The sequence below is a fragment of the Paraburkholderia phytofirmans genome (genome assembly GCF_046028095.1).
GTDB classification, from domain to species: Bacteria; Pseudomonadota; Gammaproteobacteria; order Burkholderiales; family Burkholderiaceae; genus Paraburkholderia; species Paraburkholderia phytofirmans_A.
On sequence record NZ_JAQQDJ010000014.1, the window covers coordinates 161,965 to 176,821 of the forward strand.

The window sequence follows — 14,857 nt, forward strand, 5'->3', positions numbered from 1 at the left end:
AGCCAGGCATAATCGGTGCGCTTTGCGGCGGCCGTGGATTCCTTATCCGGCGCGCCTTTCCCCGACATTTTCCTTACAAGGACGCCCCGCGTGAACCTGTCGTTTCTCATTTTCCTGAGCGTGCTGCAAGGCGTCACCGAACTGTTTCCGGTGAGCAGCCTCGGCCATACGTTGCTGGTGCCCGCACTGTTCGGTATGCATATCGACAAACACGCGCCGCAATTACTGCCGTTCCTCGTCGCGTTGCACCTCGGCACGGCGCTCGCGCTGCTGTGGTACTTCCGCAAACGCTGGTGTGCGCTGGTGCGCGGTTTCTTCGCGTCGTTCGGCGGCCGCCGCAACGACGACGCGCACATGATGTGGGCGCTCATCATCGGCACCATTCCGGCGGGTCTGGTCGGACTGATTCTGGAGAAGCGGCTCGAGCGGCTTTTTCACGACTTGCGGATCGTGGCGATCGCGCTGATCGTGAACGGCGTGCTGCTGTGGTTCGGGGATCGCCTGCAACGTTCGCGCGCGCATCAGGCGCCGGAGAAGCTGAGTTTCGGCCAGGCGTTTTTTGTCGGTCTCGCGCAAATTGGCGCGTTGATTCCGGGTTTCTCTCGCAGTGGCCTGACGATGATCGCCGGCAATGCTGCCGGTCTGACGGCGGAGAAGTCGGCGGAATTCTCATTCCTGCTCGGCACGCCGATTATCTTTGCGGCCGGCGTGCTCGAGCTGCCAAAGCTCTTCCATGCGCCGGGCCAGCTCGCCGACGCGTTGCTTGGCGGCGTGCTGACCGCGATCGCCGCGTATCTCAGCGTGCGTTTTCTGATGCGCTATTTCGAAGGCCGCGGACGTCTCGCGTCGTTCGGCGTGTATTGCGTGATTGCCGGCATCGTGTTCCTCGGCTGGTTCATGCTGCATCCGCAACCGGTCTGATGGCGTTCGCCATGTCCGTTGGCGTGTGCCGGCGGGCAGGGGACGATCGGTTATAATCCGGGCCCGGCTCAACCTGCCGGGCCCGTTTATTTCGTGACTTGCGACGCCGGTGTGATGCGCGGATTGTTTGCCGGGCGCCGGAGTAGATTTCCCGTCTGCGGCACGGTCAGTTAGAATTTCGGTATCCCGCGAACCCTGTGGCTTGCAGAAGCACAGGTTCCGATACCCGAAAGCAGGTTTTCATTGCGGGCATGCACGTTGTCCAGGGTTGCATCGCCTCACTTCAATACGGCAGTAGCTCAGCTGGATAGAGCATCGGCCTTCTAAGCCGAGGGTGGGGGGTTCGAGTCCCTCCTGCCGTACCAATCAAAATCAAATCTGGCCCCGGGGCAGTGCGCGCCCCGGCTGGCTGCCAAATTTCTTCGTTCCGCGGCTGTTCCTTCAATGTCCGATGGTGCGTCGAGCTTGACCACACGCTGAGCGTCGAGTCACCCATTCGCTTAATCGTCACTTATCAATTTAAAGCTTCAGGCTTTTCGACTACTGTTAGATAGGTTAGGCGCGCGGCCGACCGCGACACGTGTCGCATCCCCATTTCAGACTTTATCGCCAGCCATGTTCAATATCCTCCTCGTTCCGCTGGACGGCTCGCCCCAAAGTTCCCACGTCATCGACCTGGTCAGCCGCGTCGCGGCGCCAGGTGCGGCAACCGTACACCTTCTGTGCGTTGTCGACCCATCCTATTTGTTGCCTCCCGGCAGCGAAAGCGGTGTCGCGCCCGATGGCCAGAACTATCCTTCCGCATACGCGCAGACATCTTTCGCACAATCCGTCCTGACTGCCGCAGGCGCACAGCTTGCCGACCGGAATTTCACGGTGGAACAGCACCTGTGCGCGGGAAATAGTCCGGCCGACGTCGTCGTCGAACAAGCCCGGCTGCTGACTGCGGAGGTCATTGTGATGGGACATCACCATTTGTCACGGCTGCGCCGCTGGGCCAACCCTTCGACCAGCGGAGAAGTCATCGACCGGTCGCCCTGTGCGGTGCTGGTCGAAACCCGGGACAAGGGCTAACTTCCTGACGTGGGACAGGCGGTGGTCCATTCCCGTGCCCGTTCCAGCAAGTGAGAATAACGCTGGATGTTGTGGGCCATCGCGGAGTGCATCCATCGTCGTCGCTGCACTTTTACAGAGCCCCGTCGGCAACCGAAGCGCCCAACCGCCGCGCTACGCGCAACTGTCACTGCGCCGGTTTCACATCGATCGAGTCGACGCGGTTCGGATAGAACGCCAGATGTTGCGCGATCTCCTTCACGGCCGCATACGGCGACTCATAAGTCCACACCGCATTGACTGTCTTTTCACCGCCTGACGGAATGCTGTAGTACGCGCAATCGCCCTTATACGGACAGTAGGTCGCGTGATCGGTGCGCTCCAGCAGCGTCATTTCGACGTCGTTGCGCGGAATGTAATACACCGGCGGATACGACGCTTCGCGCAGAACGAGTGCCTTGCCGGTATCCGCGATCACCTTGCCGGCGACGGTTACGACGACGCGCGCGTTGGACGGCTCGACCGTGATCGGATGGTCGGGACCGGGCACCTTGATGGTTTTTTCAGTCATGCTGTCGAACTCCTGAATGTGGGCAAGTCTGCAACGTGTTGCGGAAGATATCGAGCCGCGTTCGACGAGACGATCGCGTTCTGGTTCGAAGCATACGCCGCTCATGAAAACGCGTCGGACTCGGCGCGCACGAGGCGGCCATAAAAAAGGGCAGCCGAAGCTGCCCTGTCAAAGTCTCGCCCTCAGGCGGACTGTTGCTTAACGCTTAACATCTTCCGTCCGATCTCGAACGAGTTGCGCCTCTCGCTCACTGCTTGATGTTCAACGCGGCCGTGAGGTCGCCCATCGGCTTGCCGCCGTTGCTGACCAGCGCCGCGTCGCGCGCCGCGATACCCGGCAGCGTCGGCAGCGAGAAGCGGTGCGTGATGAAGCGCAGGATCGACGTGGTGTCGTACTGAGTGTGATCGACGTAACCCTTCTTCGCGTACGGCGAGATGATCAGCGCCGGAATACGCGTGCCCGGACCCCAGCGGTCGGCCTTCGGCGGCGACACGTGATCCCAGAAGCCGCCGTTTTCGTCGTACGTCACGACCACCACCATGTTGTTCCACTGCGGGCTCTTCTGCAGATGCGAGATGACGTCCGCGATGTGCTGGTCGCCCGACGCCACGTCCGTGTAGCCCGGATGCTCGTTCAGGTTGCCCTGCGGCTTGTAGAACGACACTTGCGGCAGCGTGCCGCTATCGATTGCCTTGATGAACTCCGAGCCGGCCAGGCCGCCGTCGAGCAGATGCTGCGAACGGTTCGCGGTGCCCGGTGCGAGATCGGCAAAGTAGTTGAACGGCTGATGATGCGGCTGGAAATTCGGCGCCGTCAGATTTGCACCGTAAATCACGTTCGACGTGCCGTTCTGCGCCGCCGACACCGCCGCGCCCCACGCGCCGCTGTACCATGCCCACGACACCTTCGCGTTGTTCAGCAGATCGCCGATGTGCTGCTGCGACTGCGCCGGCAACGTGGTGGCCTGGGTCGGATCGGCGAAGTTCGCATCGCCGCCGCTCGCCGGCTTGTTGCCGCTCGGCTGATACGGCGGCTGCATCGTGTTGATCGCGTAGAAGTCAGGCGTGAGGTTGCCCGAATTCACGTATTTGGGCGGGCCGCTCACCGCCGAAGCCGGCGAGTTGGAGGCGAGCTTGAGCGTGACACCGTCGCTTTCCACCGACGAGATCGAGCCGGCCGCCACGCTCTTGTCCGCGTTCGGATAAGTCGGCGTGCACGCGCAGATCAGCCACTGGTGGTTCAGGAACGAGCCGCCGAATGCGCCCATGAAGAAGTTGTCGGCGAGCGTGTATTGCTGGGCGATTTTCCACAGCGGCAGCTTGTCGGCGTCGAGCGTGTAGTGGCCCATCACGAGGCCGCCCGAATCCGCCCACGCGGCGAACTTGTCGTTCTTGCCGCCGTTGATCTGCATCTGGTTCTCGTAGAAGCGGTGGTACAGGTCGCGCGTCGTCGCCGTGATCGGCGTGTTGAAACCCTTCGGGTCGTCGATGGCGAACGGGCTGTTCGGCAGATTCGCCGTCATGGCCTGCGTGACCACCGGCGTCACGCCGGTTTGCGTCAGACCGTTCCACACCTGCGGCAGCGTCGCGAGCACGGTGCCGTTGCGATCCACCTGCGTGGCGCTCGCCGCCGTCACGTTCTGCAGACCGTTGGCGCCCGGGAAGTTGCCGTACAGGTTGTCGAAGCTGCGGTTTTCCGCGTAGATCACCACGACGTTCTTGATCGACGTGATGTCCGGTTCGTTGACCTTGTCACCGCCGCACGCATACAGGCTCAACGCTGCTGCGATCGCGATGGGCGTCGCGCAGATCAGTTTCTTGTTCATTTGATGTGGTTTCTCTCTCTCGCGTTGGGGACGGGCCATCTGAACTCCTTACACGAATGGCCGCGGGCGAAAGTTTGGCAAGGCAATTTGACAGAAAGATGTAATTAATTACGAATCGCTTCTGATCGAAAAATAACGTCGGCTGTATGTCATTTAAACGACATGCAGATGAAATACGCTCGCGGACTTCACTATCGCAAACTCACATCTTTCATATGCGGCCAGGTCTCACGGGGATTCGGAAAATAATGGCTCGGGTCGACGCACGGCATGACGCCGGGCTCGCGACGAAGCGCCTGCGGCAAGCGGCGGCGTTCGCGCTGGCGGCCATGACCTTGACGCTTGCCGCGTGCGATGCAGGCGCGCCGGCTACGGGTGCCGTCGCGAGTGCCGCGGCGAGCACGGGCGCCGTCGTATCGCCTTCGTCCGTGCTATCGGCGGCGTCGGTTGTGCAAGTCGCCGCTCATGAAGCGGGCCAGTCCCGCGCGCAGGTCTACGAATCCGTGCGGCAAATGACGGCGCTCGGCAAGCAAGTATTTTTCGACGTATCGCTGTCCGGTTCGGGCAAGCTCGCCTGCGCGTCGTGTCACAGTCCGGAACATGGGTTCTCGCCGGCCAATGGGTTGTCGGTGCAACTTGGCGGCAACGATATGCACCGCACCGGCATGCGCGCCGCGCCGACGCTGAAGTATCTGCAATCGGTGCCGGCGTTCGCCGAGCACTATCACGAGTCGGACGACGAAGGCGACGAAAGCGTGGATGCCGGACCCACCGGCGGCCTGACCTGGGATGGCCGCGTCGACCGGGGCGGCGACCAGGCGCGCATTCCGCTGCTGTCGTCGTTTGAAATGGGCAGCACGCCGGCCAAGGTCACTGCGGCGGTCAAGGCCGCGCCCTACGCCGACGCTTTCCGCGCGGCTTTCGGCGCACACGTTTTCGACAGCGACGACGCCACCTTCAAAGCGGTGCTGCAAGCGCTCGAAACCTTCGAGCAGACGCCGGAAACTTTCTATCCGTACACCAGCAAGTACGACGCCTATCTGGCGGGCAAGGCGCAGTTGACGCAAGCCGAATTGCGCGGCCTGCAACTCTTCAACGATGAGAAAAAAGGCAATTGTGCGAGCTGTCACATCAGCCAGCGCACCATGGACGGCGCGCCGCCGCAGTTCAGCGATTTCGGTCTGATCGCGATCGGCGTACCGCGTAATCGCTCGCTGTCCGTGAATCGCGATCCGCATTTCTACGACCTCGGCGCATGCGGCCCGGAGCGCACCGATCTGAAGGGACGCGCCGAGTTTTGCGGCATCTTCCGCACGCCGACGCTGCGCAATGTGGCGCTGAAGAAAAGCTTCTTCCACAACGGCATCTACCATTCGCTCGATCAGGTGGTGCGCTTCTATGCCGAGCGCGACACGAATCCGGAAAAGTTTTATCCGGTGGCGAAAGGCAAAGTACGGAAGTTCGACGATCTGCCTCAGCAGTACTGGGCTAATCTGAATACCGATCCGCCGTTCGACCGCAAGCCGGGTGACAAGCCGGCGCTCGACGAAGCCGAAATCAAGGACGTGGTCGCGTTTCTGAATACGCTGACGGACGGATACAAGGCGGGAAGCGGGGCAGCCGATTCAGTGGCCGCGAAGTGAGACGAGCGACGCGATTGCCGCTGGCGCAGTTGATCGCTCGGGCAAAGATTAGTTGCCGGCGCTCGCCAGCATGTAATAGCAAGCGGCGAGCAGCAGCGCGAAGGACAGCAACAGGCAGGCGACGCCGACGCGCGTCAACAGATTGGGCCAGCGAGCGCGAGGCAGAGCGTCCATCCGCACGACGCGCCGCGCGAGTCCGGGATCGCGGCCGATTGCCACCGGCACGAGCGCGACGCACAGCAGCGCAAGCGCGATAGCAATGATTTCGAGGGCGGAGAGGGTGTGCATGGCGGGGCGTCTTCAGATTCTGATTGGCGCGAGAGGCGCAACCGATCAATCTTAAGAAGGCGTCCTGGTGCCGGAAATGGGAGCTGTCCTAAAATTAGGTGCGCTCACCGTGTCCGCTGGCGCGCGATTCCGGGCATGAGGCGCGTCGTGTGCTGGGCTAGCGCTCGTTTCGTCCGCTGCGGCACGCGGCCGTTTCTCGCGGTCCCTTCGAGGGGGACATGCTATGCTTTTGGGGTCCAGATCACGAGACGCCATGCGCGCTCGAGACCGCCGAACACTTTCGAGGAGAACCCTTCATGTCGATGCGAATCCGTGTCCTGTCTCACCTGACCGCCGGTTGCCTGTTGCTGGGTGCCGCGATCGGCGCGCAAGCTGCGAATCTTGGCTTTCTGAACGACACGCCGATCAGCTACATGAAGCAACGCGACATCGACTCCGTCAAAAAGGCGGTTGTCTCCGCGCTGAACGATAAGAAGGACGGCGAAACCGCGAACTGGGTCAACGAAGGCACGGGCAATAGCGTGAAGATCGACGCCGCGATCACGATAGCCAGCACGGCCAAAGACGGCGATCGCACCTGCCGCGACGTCGGCGTCGTGCTGAACGCCAAGGGGCAATCGATGAACCTGCGTCCGCAGTTCTGCAAGCAGGGCAGCGGCACCTGGCAATTGCAGAAAAAGCACTGAGCATGCAGGCCCTGATGGCGGCGCGCGCCGGTGGGCGGCCGACGCGGCCCGAAGCCGTGCGCGTGCGTGTCGGCCGGTCTGTGCGTTTGCTTGAAATGGTGGGGCGATGAGCACACGGATTATTTCGTGCGGCATCGTCCTGCTCGACCCGGACGGCCGCGTGCTGCTCGCGCATGCCACCGAAACGTCGCACTGGGACATTCCGAAAGGGCACGGCGAAGAAGGCGAGGCGCCGCATGTCACGGCGCTGCGCGAGATGGTCGAGGAGACCGGTATCGCCATCGAGCCCGAGCGTCTGAAAGACCTTGGCCTGTTCGTCTATCGGCGCGACAAGGATCTGCATCTGTTCGGCGCGCGTGCCACTGTCGATGAACTCGATCTGAGCGTGTGCACCTGCACGTCGCTCTTTCCGCGCCGCTCGGACGGCACGCTGATTCCCGAAATGGACGCCTACCGCTGGGCGGCGCCAGACGAAGTGGATAAGTATGCGAGCCGCAGTCTTTCGCGGCTCTTTCAGACTACGCTGTCGCTCGCGGAACTGCATCGGTCGCTATAGCGGCGAGGCCGCAACTGCGTGACGCTTCAGTCGAGCGCGCGGTCGTTCGGATGCGCGAACAGTGCGCGGTTCTGCTCCGACAGCGGAAAATTCAGATTGATGCCGTGCGGCGGAATGGGTTGCGTGAACCACTGCTTGTACAGACGCTCCGCTTCGCCGGAAGTCTGGCTGCGCGCGATCACGCCGTTGACGAGGGTGCGGAACGGCTCGTCGCCTTTGCGGAACATGCAGGCATAGACTTCGTAGCCCAGCGGCGTGCCGGTCACCACGAAATCGTCGGGACGCGGATCGGTCGATTTGAATCCGTACACGATCGGCTCGTCCATCACGAAGGCCACCGCGCGTCCGTCCTTGAGCGTGTTGAATGCCTCTGAATGGTCGCGCGCGCTGGTGATGCGCATGTTCAGGAGCTTGTCGGTGTTCAGGCGGCGCAGCAGGCGTTCATCCGAGGTGCCTGCGGTCGTCACGACCGGTTTGCCGGCCAGATCCTGAAAATCCGTGATGCCGGCGTTCTTGCGCGCGATCATGCGCACCGCATACTGGAAAAAACTGTTCGAGAACGCGGCCACGTTTTCGCGTTCCACCGTGTGGGTGGTCGAGCCGCATTCCAGATCGATCTGGTTGTTCAGCAGCATCGGTGTGCGGTTCGACGAGGTCACCGTGATCTCGTGCACCTTCAGTTGCGGCATGCCGAGCGTTTTCTTGATCTCTTCGACGATCTGCAGCGCGATGGTCTGCGAGTAGCCGACCGTGCCCTTGCCGTCGAAGTAGGAAAAAGGAATCGACGCTTCACGCACGCCGAGCACGACCACGCCGTCGTCGTGGATTTTTCTCAGCGTGCCGGTGAGTTCGTCCGTCTGAGCGGAGCAGGCGAGCGACGCCGCGCCGAAGGTGGTCAGCGCCACGAGCGCGCAACGCGCGCCATGGACGAAACGCGCGGCGCATGCCGTGTGCCCCGTCGTGTGCCGGGTACTGGCCCTGCGGCGGCCTGCAACTTTCATCGGACCTCCCGGACGGGCGTTTGCGGATGCCGCGCCGTCACTGTCGATGGAACATGGTGCAACAAAACGGCGTGCATCTTTCGATCAAGACGCACGCCGTATCCAACCTCAGATGCACGGCAAAAGGGTGCGTTCCAGCTTACGCCGGCTTGCCCCAACTGTCGCGCAGACTGACGATGCGATTGAATACGGGCTTACCCGGCTTCGAATCGACGCGGTCGGCGACGAAATAGCCGTGACGCTCGAACTGATAGCGCTGTTCCGGCAGCGCTTCGCGCGCGCCCGGCTCGAGATATGCGTTGACCACGCGCTTCGAATCCGGATTCAGCGCTTCGAGGAAATCGCGGCCGCCGGCGTCCGGTTGCGGTTCCTTGAAGAGGCGGTCGTAGATGCGCACTTCGGCCGGGCACGCGGCTGCCGCGCTGACCCAGTGGATGTTGCCCTTGACCTTGTAGTTGTTCGCGCCTTCGGTGCCCGATTTGCTGTCCGGGAAGTAGTTGCAATGGACCGCGACGATGTTGCCGTTCTCGTCCTTGTCCGCGCCCACGCATTCGATCACGTAGCCGTAACGCAGGCGCACCTTGTTGCCCGGGAACAGGCGGAAGTAGCCCTTCGGCGGCGTTTCGTTGTAATCGTCGCGTTCGATCCACAGTTCGCGCGAAATCGGAAACTCACGCACGCCCATTTCAGGATGATGCGGGTGGACCGGCGCAGTGCACGGCTCGGTGACGCCTTCCGGGAAGTTGTCGATGATCAGCTTGACCGGATCGAGCACGGCGGCGGTGCGCGGCGCCTTCTCGTCCAGATCGTCGCGCAGCGCGCCTTCGAACACGCTCATGTCGATCCACGAATCGACCTTGGTCACGCCGATGCGCTCGCAGAACAACTGGATCGCTTCCGGCGTGAAGCCGCGCCGGCGCACGCCGACGATGGTCGGCATACGCGGATCGTCCCAGCCGTCCACATGGCCTTCGGTCACGAGTTGCAGCAGCTTGCGCTTGCTGGTGATCGCGTAGGTCAGGTTCAGGCGCGAGAACTCGATTTGCTGCGGCAGCGGGCGCGTGAAAATCCCGGCCTCGGCGAGCTCGTTCAGAATCCAGTCGTACAGCGGACGGTGGTCTTCGAACTCCAGCGTGCACAGCGAATGCGTGATGTTTTCCAGCGCGTCCGAGATGCAGTGCGTGTAGTCGTACATCGGGTACACGCACCACTTGTCGCCGGTACGGTAGTGATGCGCGAAACGGATCCGGTAGATCACCGGGTCGCGCATGTTGAAGTTCGGCGACGACATGTCGATCTTCGCGCGCAGCACGTGCTCGCCTTCCTGGAATTCGCCGGCCTTCATGCGGCGGAACAGGTCGAGGTTCTCCTGCACCGAACGCTCGCGGAAGGGCGACGGCGTGCCGACTTCCGTGGCCGAGCCGCGGTTCGCACGCATTTCTTCGGCCGACTGGCTGTCCACGTAGGCCTTGCCGCGCTCGATCAGCAGTTCGGCGAATTCGTACAGCTTGTCGTAGTAGTCGCTCGCGTAGTAGAGCTCTGACTTGCCGTCTTTTTCCCACTCGAAGCCGAGCCAGCGCACGGCGTCGATGATCGAGTCGACGTATTCGACGCTTTCCTTTTCCGGGTTCGTGTCGTCGAAGCGCAGATGGCACACGCCGCCGTAGCTGCGCGCCACGCCGAAGTTCAGGCAGATGCTCTTGGCGTGACCGATATGCAGATAGCCGTTCGGCTCGGGCGGAAAGCGCGTTTCGACGCGCTGGCCCCACTTGCCGGTGCGGTTGTCGTCGTCAATGATGTTGCGGATGAAATTGGATGCCGCTGGCGCGTCGTTGCGTTCGGTATTCATGCGAGATGGTGAGAGTCTGTCGGGGGCGCGCAATGCGTCCTCTTATCCGACAATTCTACCTGACGCGTCCCTTCGCGGCAGGCGAGTGCGGCGTGCAGCCAACGTTTGAGCCGTTTTGACGGTCATTCAGAGGGCAGGCCGGCGCTGTAACAGGAGGTAAAACGTTTTGTTCACGCGAGCGCCGCCGACTTAGGATGCGAGCGGCGCGGGTTTGCCCGCGAGGGCTGCGCGGGTTGTCCGCGTCAAGGTCCTGGCGCCGCAATGGGCCGTATGCGCCCACTTTCTGCCCGCCGCATCGAGCAGGCAGTCAGGCCGCATTTCGTGCGGTGTGAGTCCGTGGGCGGGCAACCATCGTGCATTGAGAGGCCCGTTAGCCGCCTCGCCTAGCCTTACATGCCCGCCGCCCGATTTTCCCCCGGGGCAGTGCAACTCGCGCCACGACGCGCAGCGCGTGCACTCGTCGCAGCCGTCCACGCAGGCCGCACCGCCCTTTGTCGCCTTGCACGAATTCCTGCCGTTCGTGCACCATGGCGCCCTCAGTTGCCGGAGTTTCTCGGATGTCTGTCCCGACCCACGGCGCGCCTCGCGCGCCTTTCACCTTTCTTTCCCTGAGCCGGATCCTGACCGTGTCGGCCGTGCTCGCCGCTTTTGCGGGCGGCGTGGCCGCGCCCGTGGTCGCGCTGGCGAAAACGCCGCCGCCCAAGGCGGTGTTCGACGCATCGGCGGTGGCCGTGCCGGACCGCTACAGCGCGGACACGGCGCAGCAGATCTTCGCCGCCGGCGGCAACGCGGTGGATGCCGCCGTCGCCGTCGCCTTCACCCTGGCCGTGACCGCGCCGGATGCGGGCAATCTCGGCGGCGGCGGGTTCATGACCGTGTTCATGGACGGCAAGCCGTACTTTCTCGACTATCGCGAGAGCGCGCCGCAACAGGCGACCCGCGACATGTATCTCGACGACAAGGGCAATCTGCTGCCGGGCATGAGCGCCGTCGGGCATCGCGCGGTGGCCGTGCCGGGCACCGTCGAGGGCATGTGGGAGGCGCAGCAGCGTTTCGGCAAACTGAAGTGGAAGCAGGTGCTCGCGCTCGCGATCCGCTACGCCACCGACGGTTTCCAGGTCGAACCGTGGTTGCAGCAGCGCCACGACGCGGCGGCGAAAAGCTTCGCCGGCAAGACCAACTTCGACGCCTACTTCTCCAATCTCAAGGCGGGCGTGACGTACCGCCAGCCTGAACTGGCGCAGACGCTGTCGCGCATTGCAAGCGACGGCGGGCGCGAATTCTACGAAGGCCGCACCGCCGACCTGATCGCCCAGCAGATGTACGGCCACGGCCTGGTCACGAAACAGGATCTGCTTCAATACAAGGCCGTGTGGCGCCAGCCGCTTAGCGCCGACTGGAACGGCTATCAGATCGTCACCGCGCCGCCGCCCAGCTCCGGCGGCGTGGGGCTGATCCAGATGCTGAAGATGAAAGCCGACCTGAAGCAGGCGTTCGATGGCCTTGAGCTGAATTCCGTGCCGTACATCCATCTGATCGCGCAGATCGAGGACCGCGTGTTCGCCGATCGCCAGCAATACCTGGGCGATCCGGATGCGTACAAGGTGCCGACCGGCAAACTGATCGACGACGCCTACCTCGCGCAGCGCGCCGACGAAGTCAAACCCGACGAAGTGCCGGGCGCGACGCCGGTCAAGCCTGGCCTCGGCGACGCGGCGCCGGAGAAGGCGCAAACCACGCATTTCTCGGTGGTCGACAAGTGGGGCAACGCCGTGTCGAACACTTATACGTTGAACGGGGACTTCGGTTCGGGCGTGGTGGTGGACGGCGCCGGCTTTCTGCTGAACGACGCGATGGACGACTTCGTCACCAAGCCCGCCGGCGCAAGCAGCGCCGAACTGAATACGGTGGCGCCGGGACGCCGTCCGCTGTCGTCGATGACACCGACCATTCTGCTGAAGGACAACAAGGTGTCGCTCGTGATCGGCACGCCCGGTGGCTCGCGTATTCTGACGTCGATTTTCCAGGTGATGACCGACCTGTACGACTTCAACATGTCGCCCACGGACTCGCTCGCCGCCATGCGTTTTCACCACCAGTTGCTGCCGCAGAAGACGATCTATTTCGAGCCGTATCGTCCGATCACGGGTGAGCTGGCCGAGCAGTTGCAGGCCAACGGCTACACGCTCGAAGGGCAGTCGTTCAACGGCGACGTGCAGATGATCCGGATCGAGGGCACGACGCCCGTGCCTGCGGCGGATCCGCGCGGCGTGGGCGTGGGGCGCGTGATGCATTGACGCGGCGATGCGCTGCTGCTTTGACGCCGGCCCGCGGGCAAAACCGCGGGCAAAAACAATAAACTGCGATTCACAACCTTCGACGGGGAACGCGGATGAGCGTACGAAAACAATTCACCACGCTGGTTTTGCCAGGCTACCAGAACTCCGGCGCCGGCCACTGGCAGACGCGCTGGGAAGAACTGAATCCGGCATTCGTCCGCGTGCGGATGCCGGACTGGGATCACCCTGAGCGCGACGCCTGGTGCCGCACGCTGGACGCAGCCGTGGCCGCCGCCGATGCGCCCGTGGTCTTCGCCGCGCATAGCCTCGGCTGCCTGACGACGGCTTTCTGGGCGGCGCAATATGCGAGCGCCGCGCAGCTTGCGAAGGTGGCGGGCGCGTTGCTGGTTGCGCTGCCCGATCCGGGCGCGGCGCATTTTCCACGCGACGCGCGCGGTTTCGCACCTGTGCCGCTCGAGCGGTTGCCGTTTCCGACCATTGTCGTCGCCAGCAGCGATGATCCTTACTGCGGCATGCCGTTTTCGCAGACCTGTGCGAACGCGTGGGGCAGCCGCTGGATCGACCTCGGCCCGCGCGGCCATATCAACGCGGACAGCGGACTCGGCGATTGGGACGAAGGGCGTGAGTGGCTTGAGTCGTTCGGGCAAGGCTAGCCGCCCACGCAGTCGAGTTGGAGGTGCGTTTCTGCGCTGTGTGCATCGCGGCGTTGCGCTGCGCACCTTGCATCTTCGGACCTCGCGGCGCCCTGACGGCAGATTCAAATCACGGACTGGCTTCGCAACGCCGCAATCCTCGCTTCGTCATAGCCCAGCACGTCGCGCAAGATGCTCTCCGTGTGCTCCCCAAGGGTGGGCGGATGGGCAAGCGCTTCAGGCGGCGTGCCGGTCATGTTGATCGGATTGCGCACCAGCTTGACCGTTCCGCCCGACGGATGCGGCAGATCCACCTGCAGTCCGCGTGCCACCACCTGCTCGTTCTCGAAGACTTCGCCGAGATCGTTGATCGGCCCGCACGGCACACCCGCCGCCTCGAGCGCGGCGATCCATTGCTGCTTGCCCTGCAGGCGGACCATCTCCGCGAGAATCGGCACAAGGATGTCGCGGTTGCGCACCCGCGCCGGGTTGGTGGCAAAGCGCTCGTCGTCCGCCAGTTCCGGGCGGCCGCCCGCTTCGACGAACTTGCGGAACTGACCGTCGTTGCCGACCGCGACGATGATCCAGCCGTCGCTCGTCTGGAAGGTCTGGTACGGCACGATGTTCGGATGCGCATTGCCCCAGCGCACCGGCGGCTTGCCGCTCGCCAGGTAGTTCGAATTCATGTTGGCAAGCATCGCGACCTGCACGTCGAGCAGCGCCATGTCGATGTACTGGCCTTCGCCCGTCCGGTCACGGTGGGTGAGGGCAGTGAGCACGGCGACGGTCGAATACATGCCGGTCATGAGATCTGCGATCGCGACGCCCGCCTTTTGCGGGCCGCCGCCCGGTTGACCGTCGCGCTCGCCGGTAATGCTCATGAAGCCGCCGATGCCTTGCACGATGAAGTCGTACCCGGCGCGCTGCGCATACGGCCCGGTCTGCCCGAAGCCGGTCACCGAGCAATAGATGATGTCCGGCTTCACTTCCTTGAGCGACGCGTAGTCCAGGCCGTACTTCTTCAACTGGCCGACCTTGTAGTTCTCCAGCACCACATCGCTTTGCGCGGCCAGTTCGCGAATGATCCGCTGGCCTTCGGGCGAGGCGATGTCCACGGTGACCGAGCGCTTGTTGCGGTTCGCCGCGAGGTAATACGCGGCCTCGCGCGTGTCCTCGCCTGCCGGCGTCTTGAGGTACGGCGGCCCCCAGTGGCGGGTGTCGTCGCCCACTTCGGGGCGTTCGATCTTGATCACGTCGGCGCCGAAATCGGCGAGAGTCTGCGCGCACCAGGGGCCGGCGAGTACGCGTGTGAGATCCAGCACGCGGATATGACTGAGAGCGCCCATATTGTTCGATGTCTCCTTTGTCGACCAGAGTTAGCGCTTTAGCGCTTAGTCTGGTCCCATGCACGTAGTTGCGAGTAGCCAGGCGGCGCGCGAGGCGCTGCGGGATGGAGGCAATCTTAAGCGATTCCCGCGCGCAGGCGCAGTCGGCCAAACGGCATAGGACGAATGACGGGCCGCGCAAAGTGC

13 protein-coding genes and 1 tRNA gene are annotated in these 14,857 nt (G+C 63.3%); 8 read left to right on the forward strand and 6 right to left on the reverse strand.

The window, feature by feature from the left end; all coding sequences use genetic code 11:
* The first annotated feature begins 90 nt into the window (after positions 1–90).
* The 3 genes from PQR54_RS31885 to PQR54_RS31895 all read left to right on the forward strand — a co-directional run bounded on the left by PQR54_RS31885 (position 91) and on the right by PQR54_RS31895 (position 1,995).
* Positions 91–921, forward strand: coding sequence for an undecaprenyl-diphosphate phosphatase (locus PQR54_RS31885; RefSeq protein ID WP_121307451.1), 831 nt, complete (start codon positions 91–93; stop codon positions 919–921).
* 288 nt (positions 922–1,209) lie between these two features.
* Positions 1,210–1,286, forward strand: a tRNA-Arg gene (locus PQR54_RS31890).
* Between the two features lie 250 nt (positions 1,287–1,536).
* On the forward strand, positions 1,537–1,995 hold the full coding sequence (locus tag PQR54_RS31895) for a universal stress protein (RefSeq protein WP_408252726.1): 459 nt from the start codon (positions 1,537–1,539) through the stop codon (positions 1,993–1,995).
* A 166-nt stretch (positions 1,996–2,161) separates the two neighbouring features.
* Here the strand turns inward: PQR54_RS31895 and PQR54_RS31900 are convergent, their stop codons facing one another.
* On the reverse strand, positions 2,162–2,545 hold the full coding sequence (locus PQR54_RS31900; RefSeq protein WP_408252727.1) for a DUF427 domain-containing protein: 384 nt from the start codon (positions 2,543–2,545) through the stop codon (positions 2,162–2,164).
* Between the two features lie 247 nt (positions 2,546–2,792).
* Positions 2,793–4,370: an acid phosphatase gene (locus PQR54_RS31905; RefSeq protein WP_408252728.1), complete on the reverse strand. Its 1,578-nt coding sequence runs from the start codon at positions 4,368–4,370 to the stop codon at positions 2,793–2,795.
* A 248-nt stretch (positions 4,371–4,618) separates the two neighbouring features.
* Between PQR54_RS31905 and PQR54_RS31910 the strand changes: the two genes are divergently transcribed.
* Positions 4,619–6,013: a cytochrome-c peroxidase gene (locus tag PQR54_RS31910; RefSeq protein WP_408252730.1), complete on the forward strand. Its 1,395-nt coding sequence runs from the start codon at positions 4,619–4,621 to the stop codon at positions 6,011–6,013.
* 48 nt (positions 6,014–6,061) lie between these two features.
* Here PQR54_RS31910 and PQR54_RS31915 read toward each other — a convergent pair whose 3' ends face one another.
* The gene (locus PQR54_RS31915) at positions 6,062–6,301 is read right to left on the reverse strand and encodes a hypothetical protein (RefSeq protein ID WP_408252732.1); all 240 of its coding nucleotides are present in this window, start codon (positions 6,299–6,301) and stop codon (positions 6,062–6,064) included.
* Between the two features lie 296 nt (positions 6,302–6,597).
* Here PQR54_RS31915 and PQR54_RS31920 point away from each other — a divergent pair, with 296 nt between their 5' ends.
* Positions 6,598–6,987 (forward strand): RT0821/Lpp0805 family surface protein, encoded by a 390-nt coding sequence (locus PQR54_RS31920; protein WP_408252734.1) that lies wholly within the window; start codon positions 6,598–6,600, stop codon positions 6,985–6,987.
* Between the two features lie 106 nt (positions 6,988–7,093).
* Entirely contained in the window at positions 7,094–7,543 is a 450-nt protein-coding gene (locus PQR54_RS31925; RefSeq protein ID WP_408252736.1) for an NUDIX hydrolase, read from the forward strand.
* 26 nt (positions 7,544–7,569) lie between these two features.
* Here the strand turns inward: PQR54_RS31925 and PQR54_RS31930 are convergent, their stop codons facing one another.
* On the reverse strand, positions 7,570–8,544 hold the full coding sequence (locus PQR54_RS31930) for a transporter substrate-binding domain-containing protein (RefSeq protein ID WP_408252738.1): 975 nt from the start codon (positions 8,542–8,544) through the stop codon (positions 7,570–7,572).
* A 139-nt stretch (positions 8,545–8,683) separates the two neighbouring features.
* Entirely contained in the window at positions 8,684–10,393 is a 1,710-nt protein-coding gene (locus PQR54_RS31935) for a glutamine--tRNA ligase/YqeY domain fusion protein (protein ID WP_408252740.1), read from the reverse strand.
* 557 nt (positions 10,394–10,950) lie between these two features.
* Between PQR54_RS31935 and ggt the strand changes: the two genes are divergently transcribed.
* Both ggt and PQR54_RS31945 read left to right on the forward strand, forming a co-directional pair.
* Positions 10,951–12,690, forward strand: coding sequence for a gamma-glutamyltransferase (ggt, locus tag PQR54_RS31940; RefSeq protein ID WP_408252742.1), 1,740 nt, complete (start codon positions 10,951–10,953; stop codon positions 12,688–12,690).
* A gap of 95 nt (positions 12,691–12,785) precedes the next feature.
* Entirely contained in the window at positions 12,786–13,346 is a 561-nt protein-coding gene (locus PQR54_RS31945) for an RBBP9/YdeN family alpha/beta hydrolase (protein ID WP_408252743.1), read from the forward strand.
* A gap of 104 nt (positions 13,347–13,450) precedes the next feature.
* Here the strand turns inward: PQR54_RS31945 and PQR54_RS31950 are convergent, their stop codons facing one another.
* On the reverse strand, positions 13,451–14,671 hold the full coding sequence (locus PQR54_RS31950) for a CaiB/BaiF CoA transferase family protein (protein ID WP_408252745.1): 1,221 nt from the start codon (positions 14,669–14,671) through the stop codon (positions 13,451–13,453).
* Positions 14,672–14,857: the final 186 nt, after the last annotated feature.

Bases quoted from the DNA above. Each gene is read 5' to 3' on its own strand.
- PQR54_RS31950 (WP_408252745.1), bottom strand. From the start codon at position 14,671: ATGGGCGCTCTCAGTCATATCCGCGTGCTGGATCTCACACGCGTACTC.
- PQR54_RS31930 (WP_408252738.1), bottom strand. From the start codon at position 8,544: ATGAAAGTTGCAGGCCGCCGCAGGGCCAGTACCCGGCACACGACGGGG.
- PQR54_RS31905 (WP_408252728.1), bottom strand. From the start codon at position 4,370: ATGAACAAGAAACTGATCTGCGCGACGCCCATCGCGATCGCAGCAGCG.
- PQR54_RS31935 (WP_408252740.1), bottom strand. From the start codon at position 10,393: ATGAATACCGAACGCAACGACGCGCCAGCGGCATCCAATTTCATCCGC.
- ggt (WP_408252742.1), top strand. From the start codon at position 10,951: ATGTCTGTCCCGACCCACGGCGCGCCTCGCGCGCCTTTCACCTTTCTT.
- PQR54_RS31945 (WP_408252743.1), top strand. From the start codon at position 12,786: ATGAGCGTACGAAAACAATTCACCACGCTGGTTTTGCCAGGCTACCAG.
- PQR54_RS31920 (WP_408252734.1), top strand. From the start codon at position 6,598: ATGTCGATGCGAATCCGTGTCCTGTCTCACCTGACCGCCGGTTGCCTG.
- PQR54_RS31910 (WP_408252730.1), top strand. From the start codon at position 4,619: ATGGCTCGGGTCGACGCACGGCATGACGCCGGGCTCGCGACGAAGCGC.
- PQR54_RS31925 (WP_408252736.1), top strand. From the start codon at position 7,094: ATGAGCACACGGATTATTTCGTGCGGCATCGTCCTGCTCGACCCGGAC.
- PQR54_RS31895 (WP_408252726.1), top strand. From the start codon at position 1,537: ATGTTCAATATCCTCCTCGTTCCGCTGGACGGCTCGCCCCAAAGTTCC.
- PQR54_RS31915 (WP_408252732.1), bottom strand. From the start codon at position 6,301: ATGCACACCCTCTCCGCCCTCGAAATCATTGCTATCGCGCTTGCGCTG.
- PQR54_RS31900 (WP_408252727.1), bottom strand. From the start codon at position 2,545: ATGACTGAAAAAACCATCAAGGTGCCCGGTCCCGACCATCCGATCACG.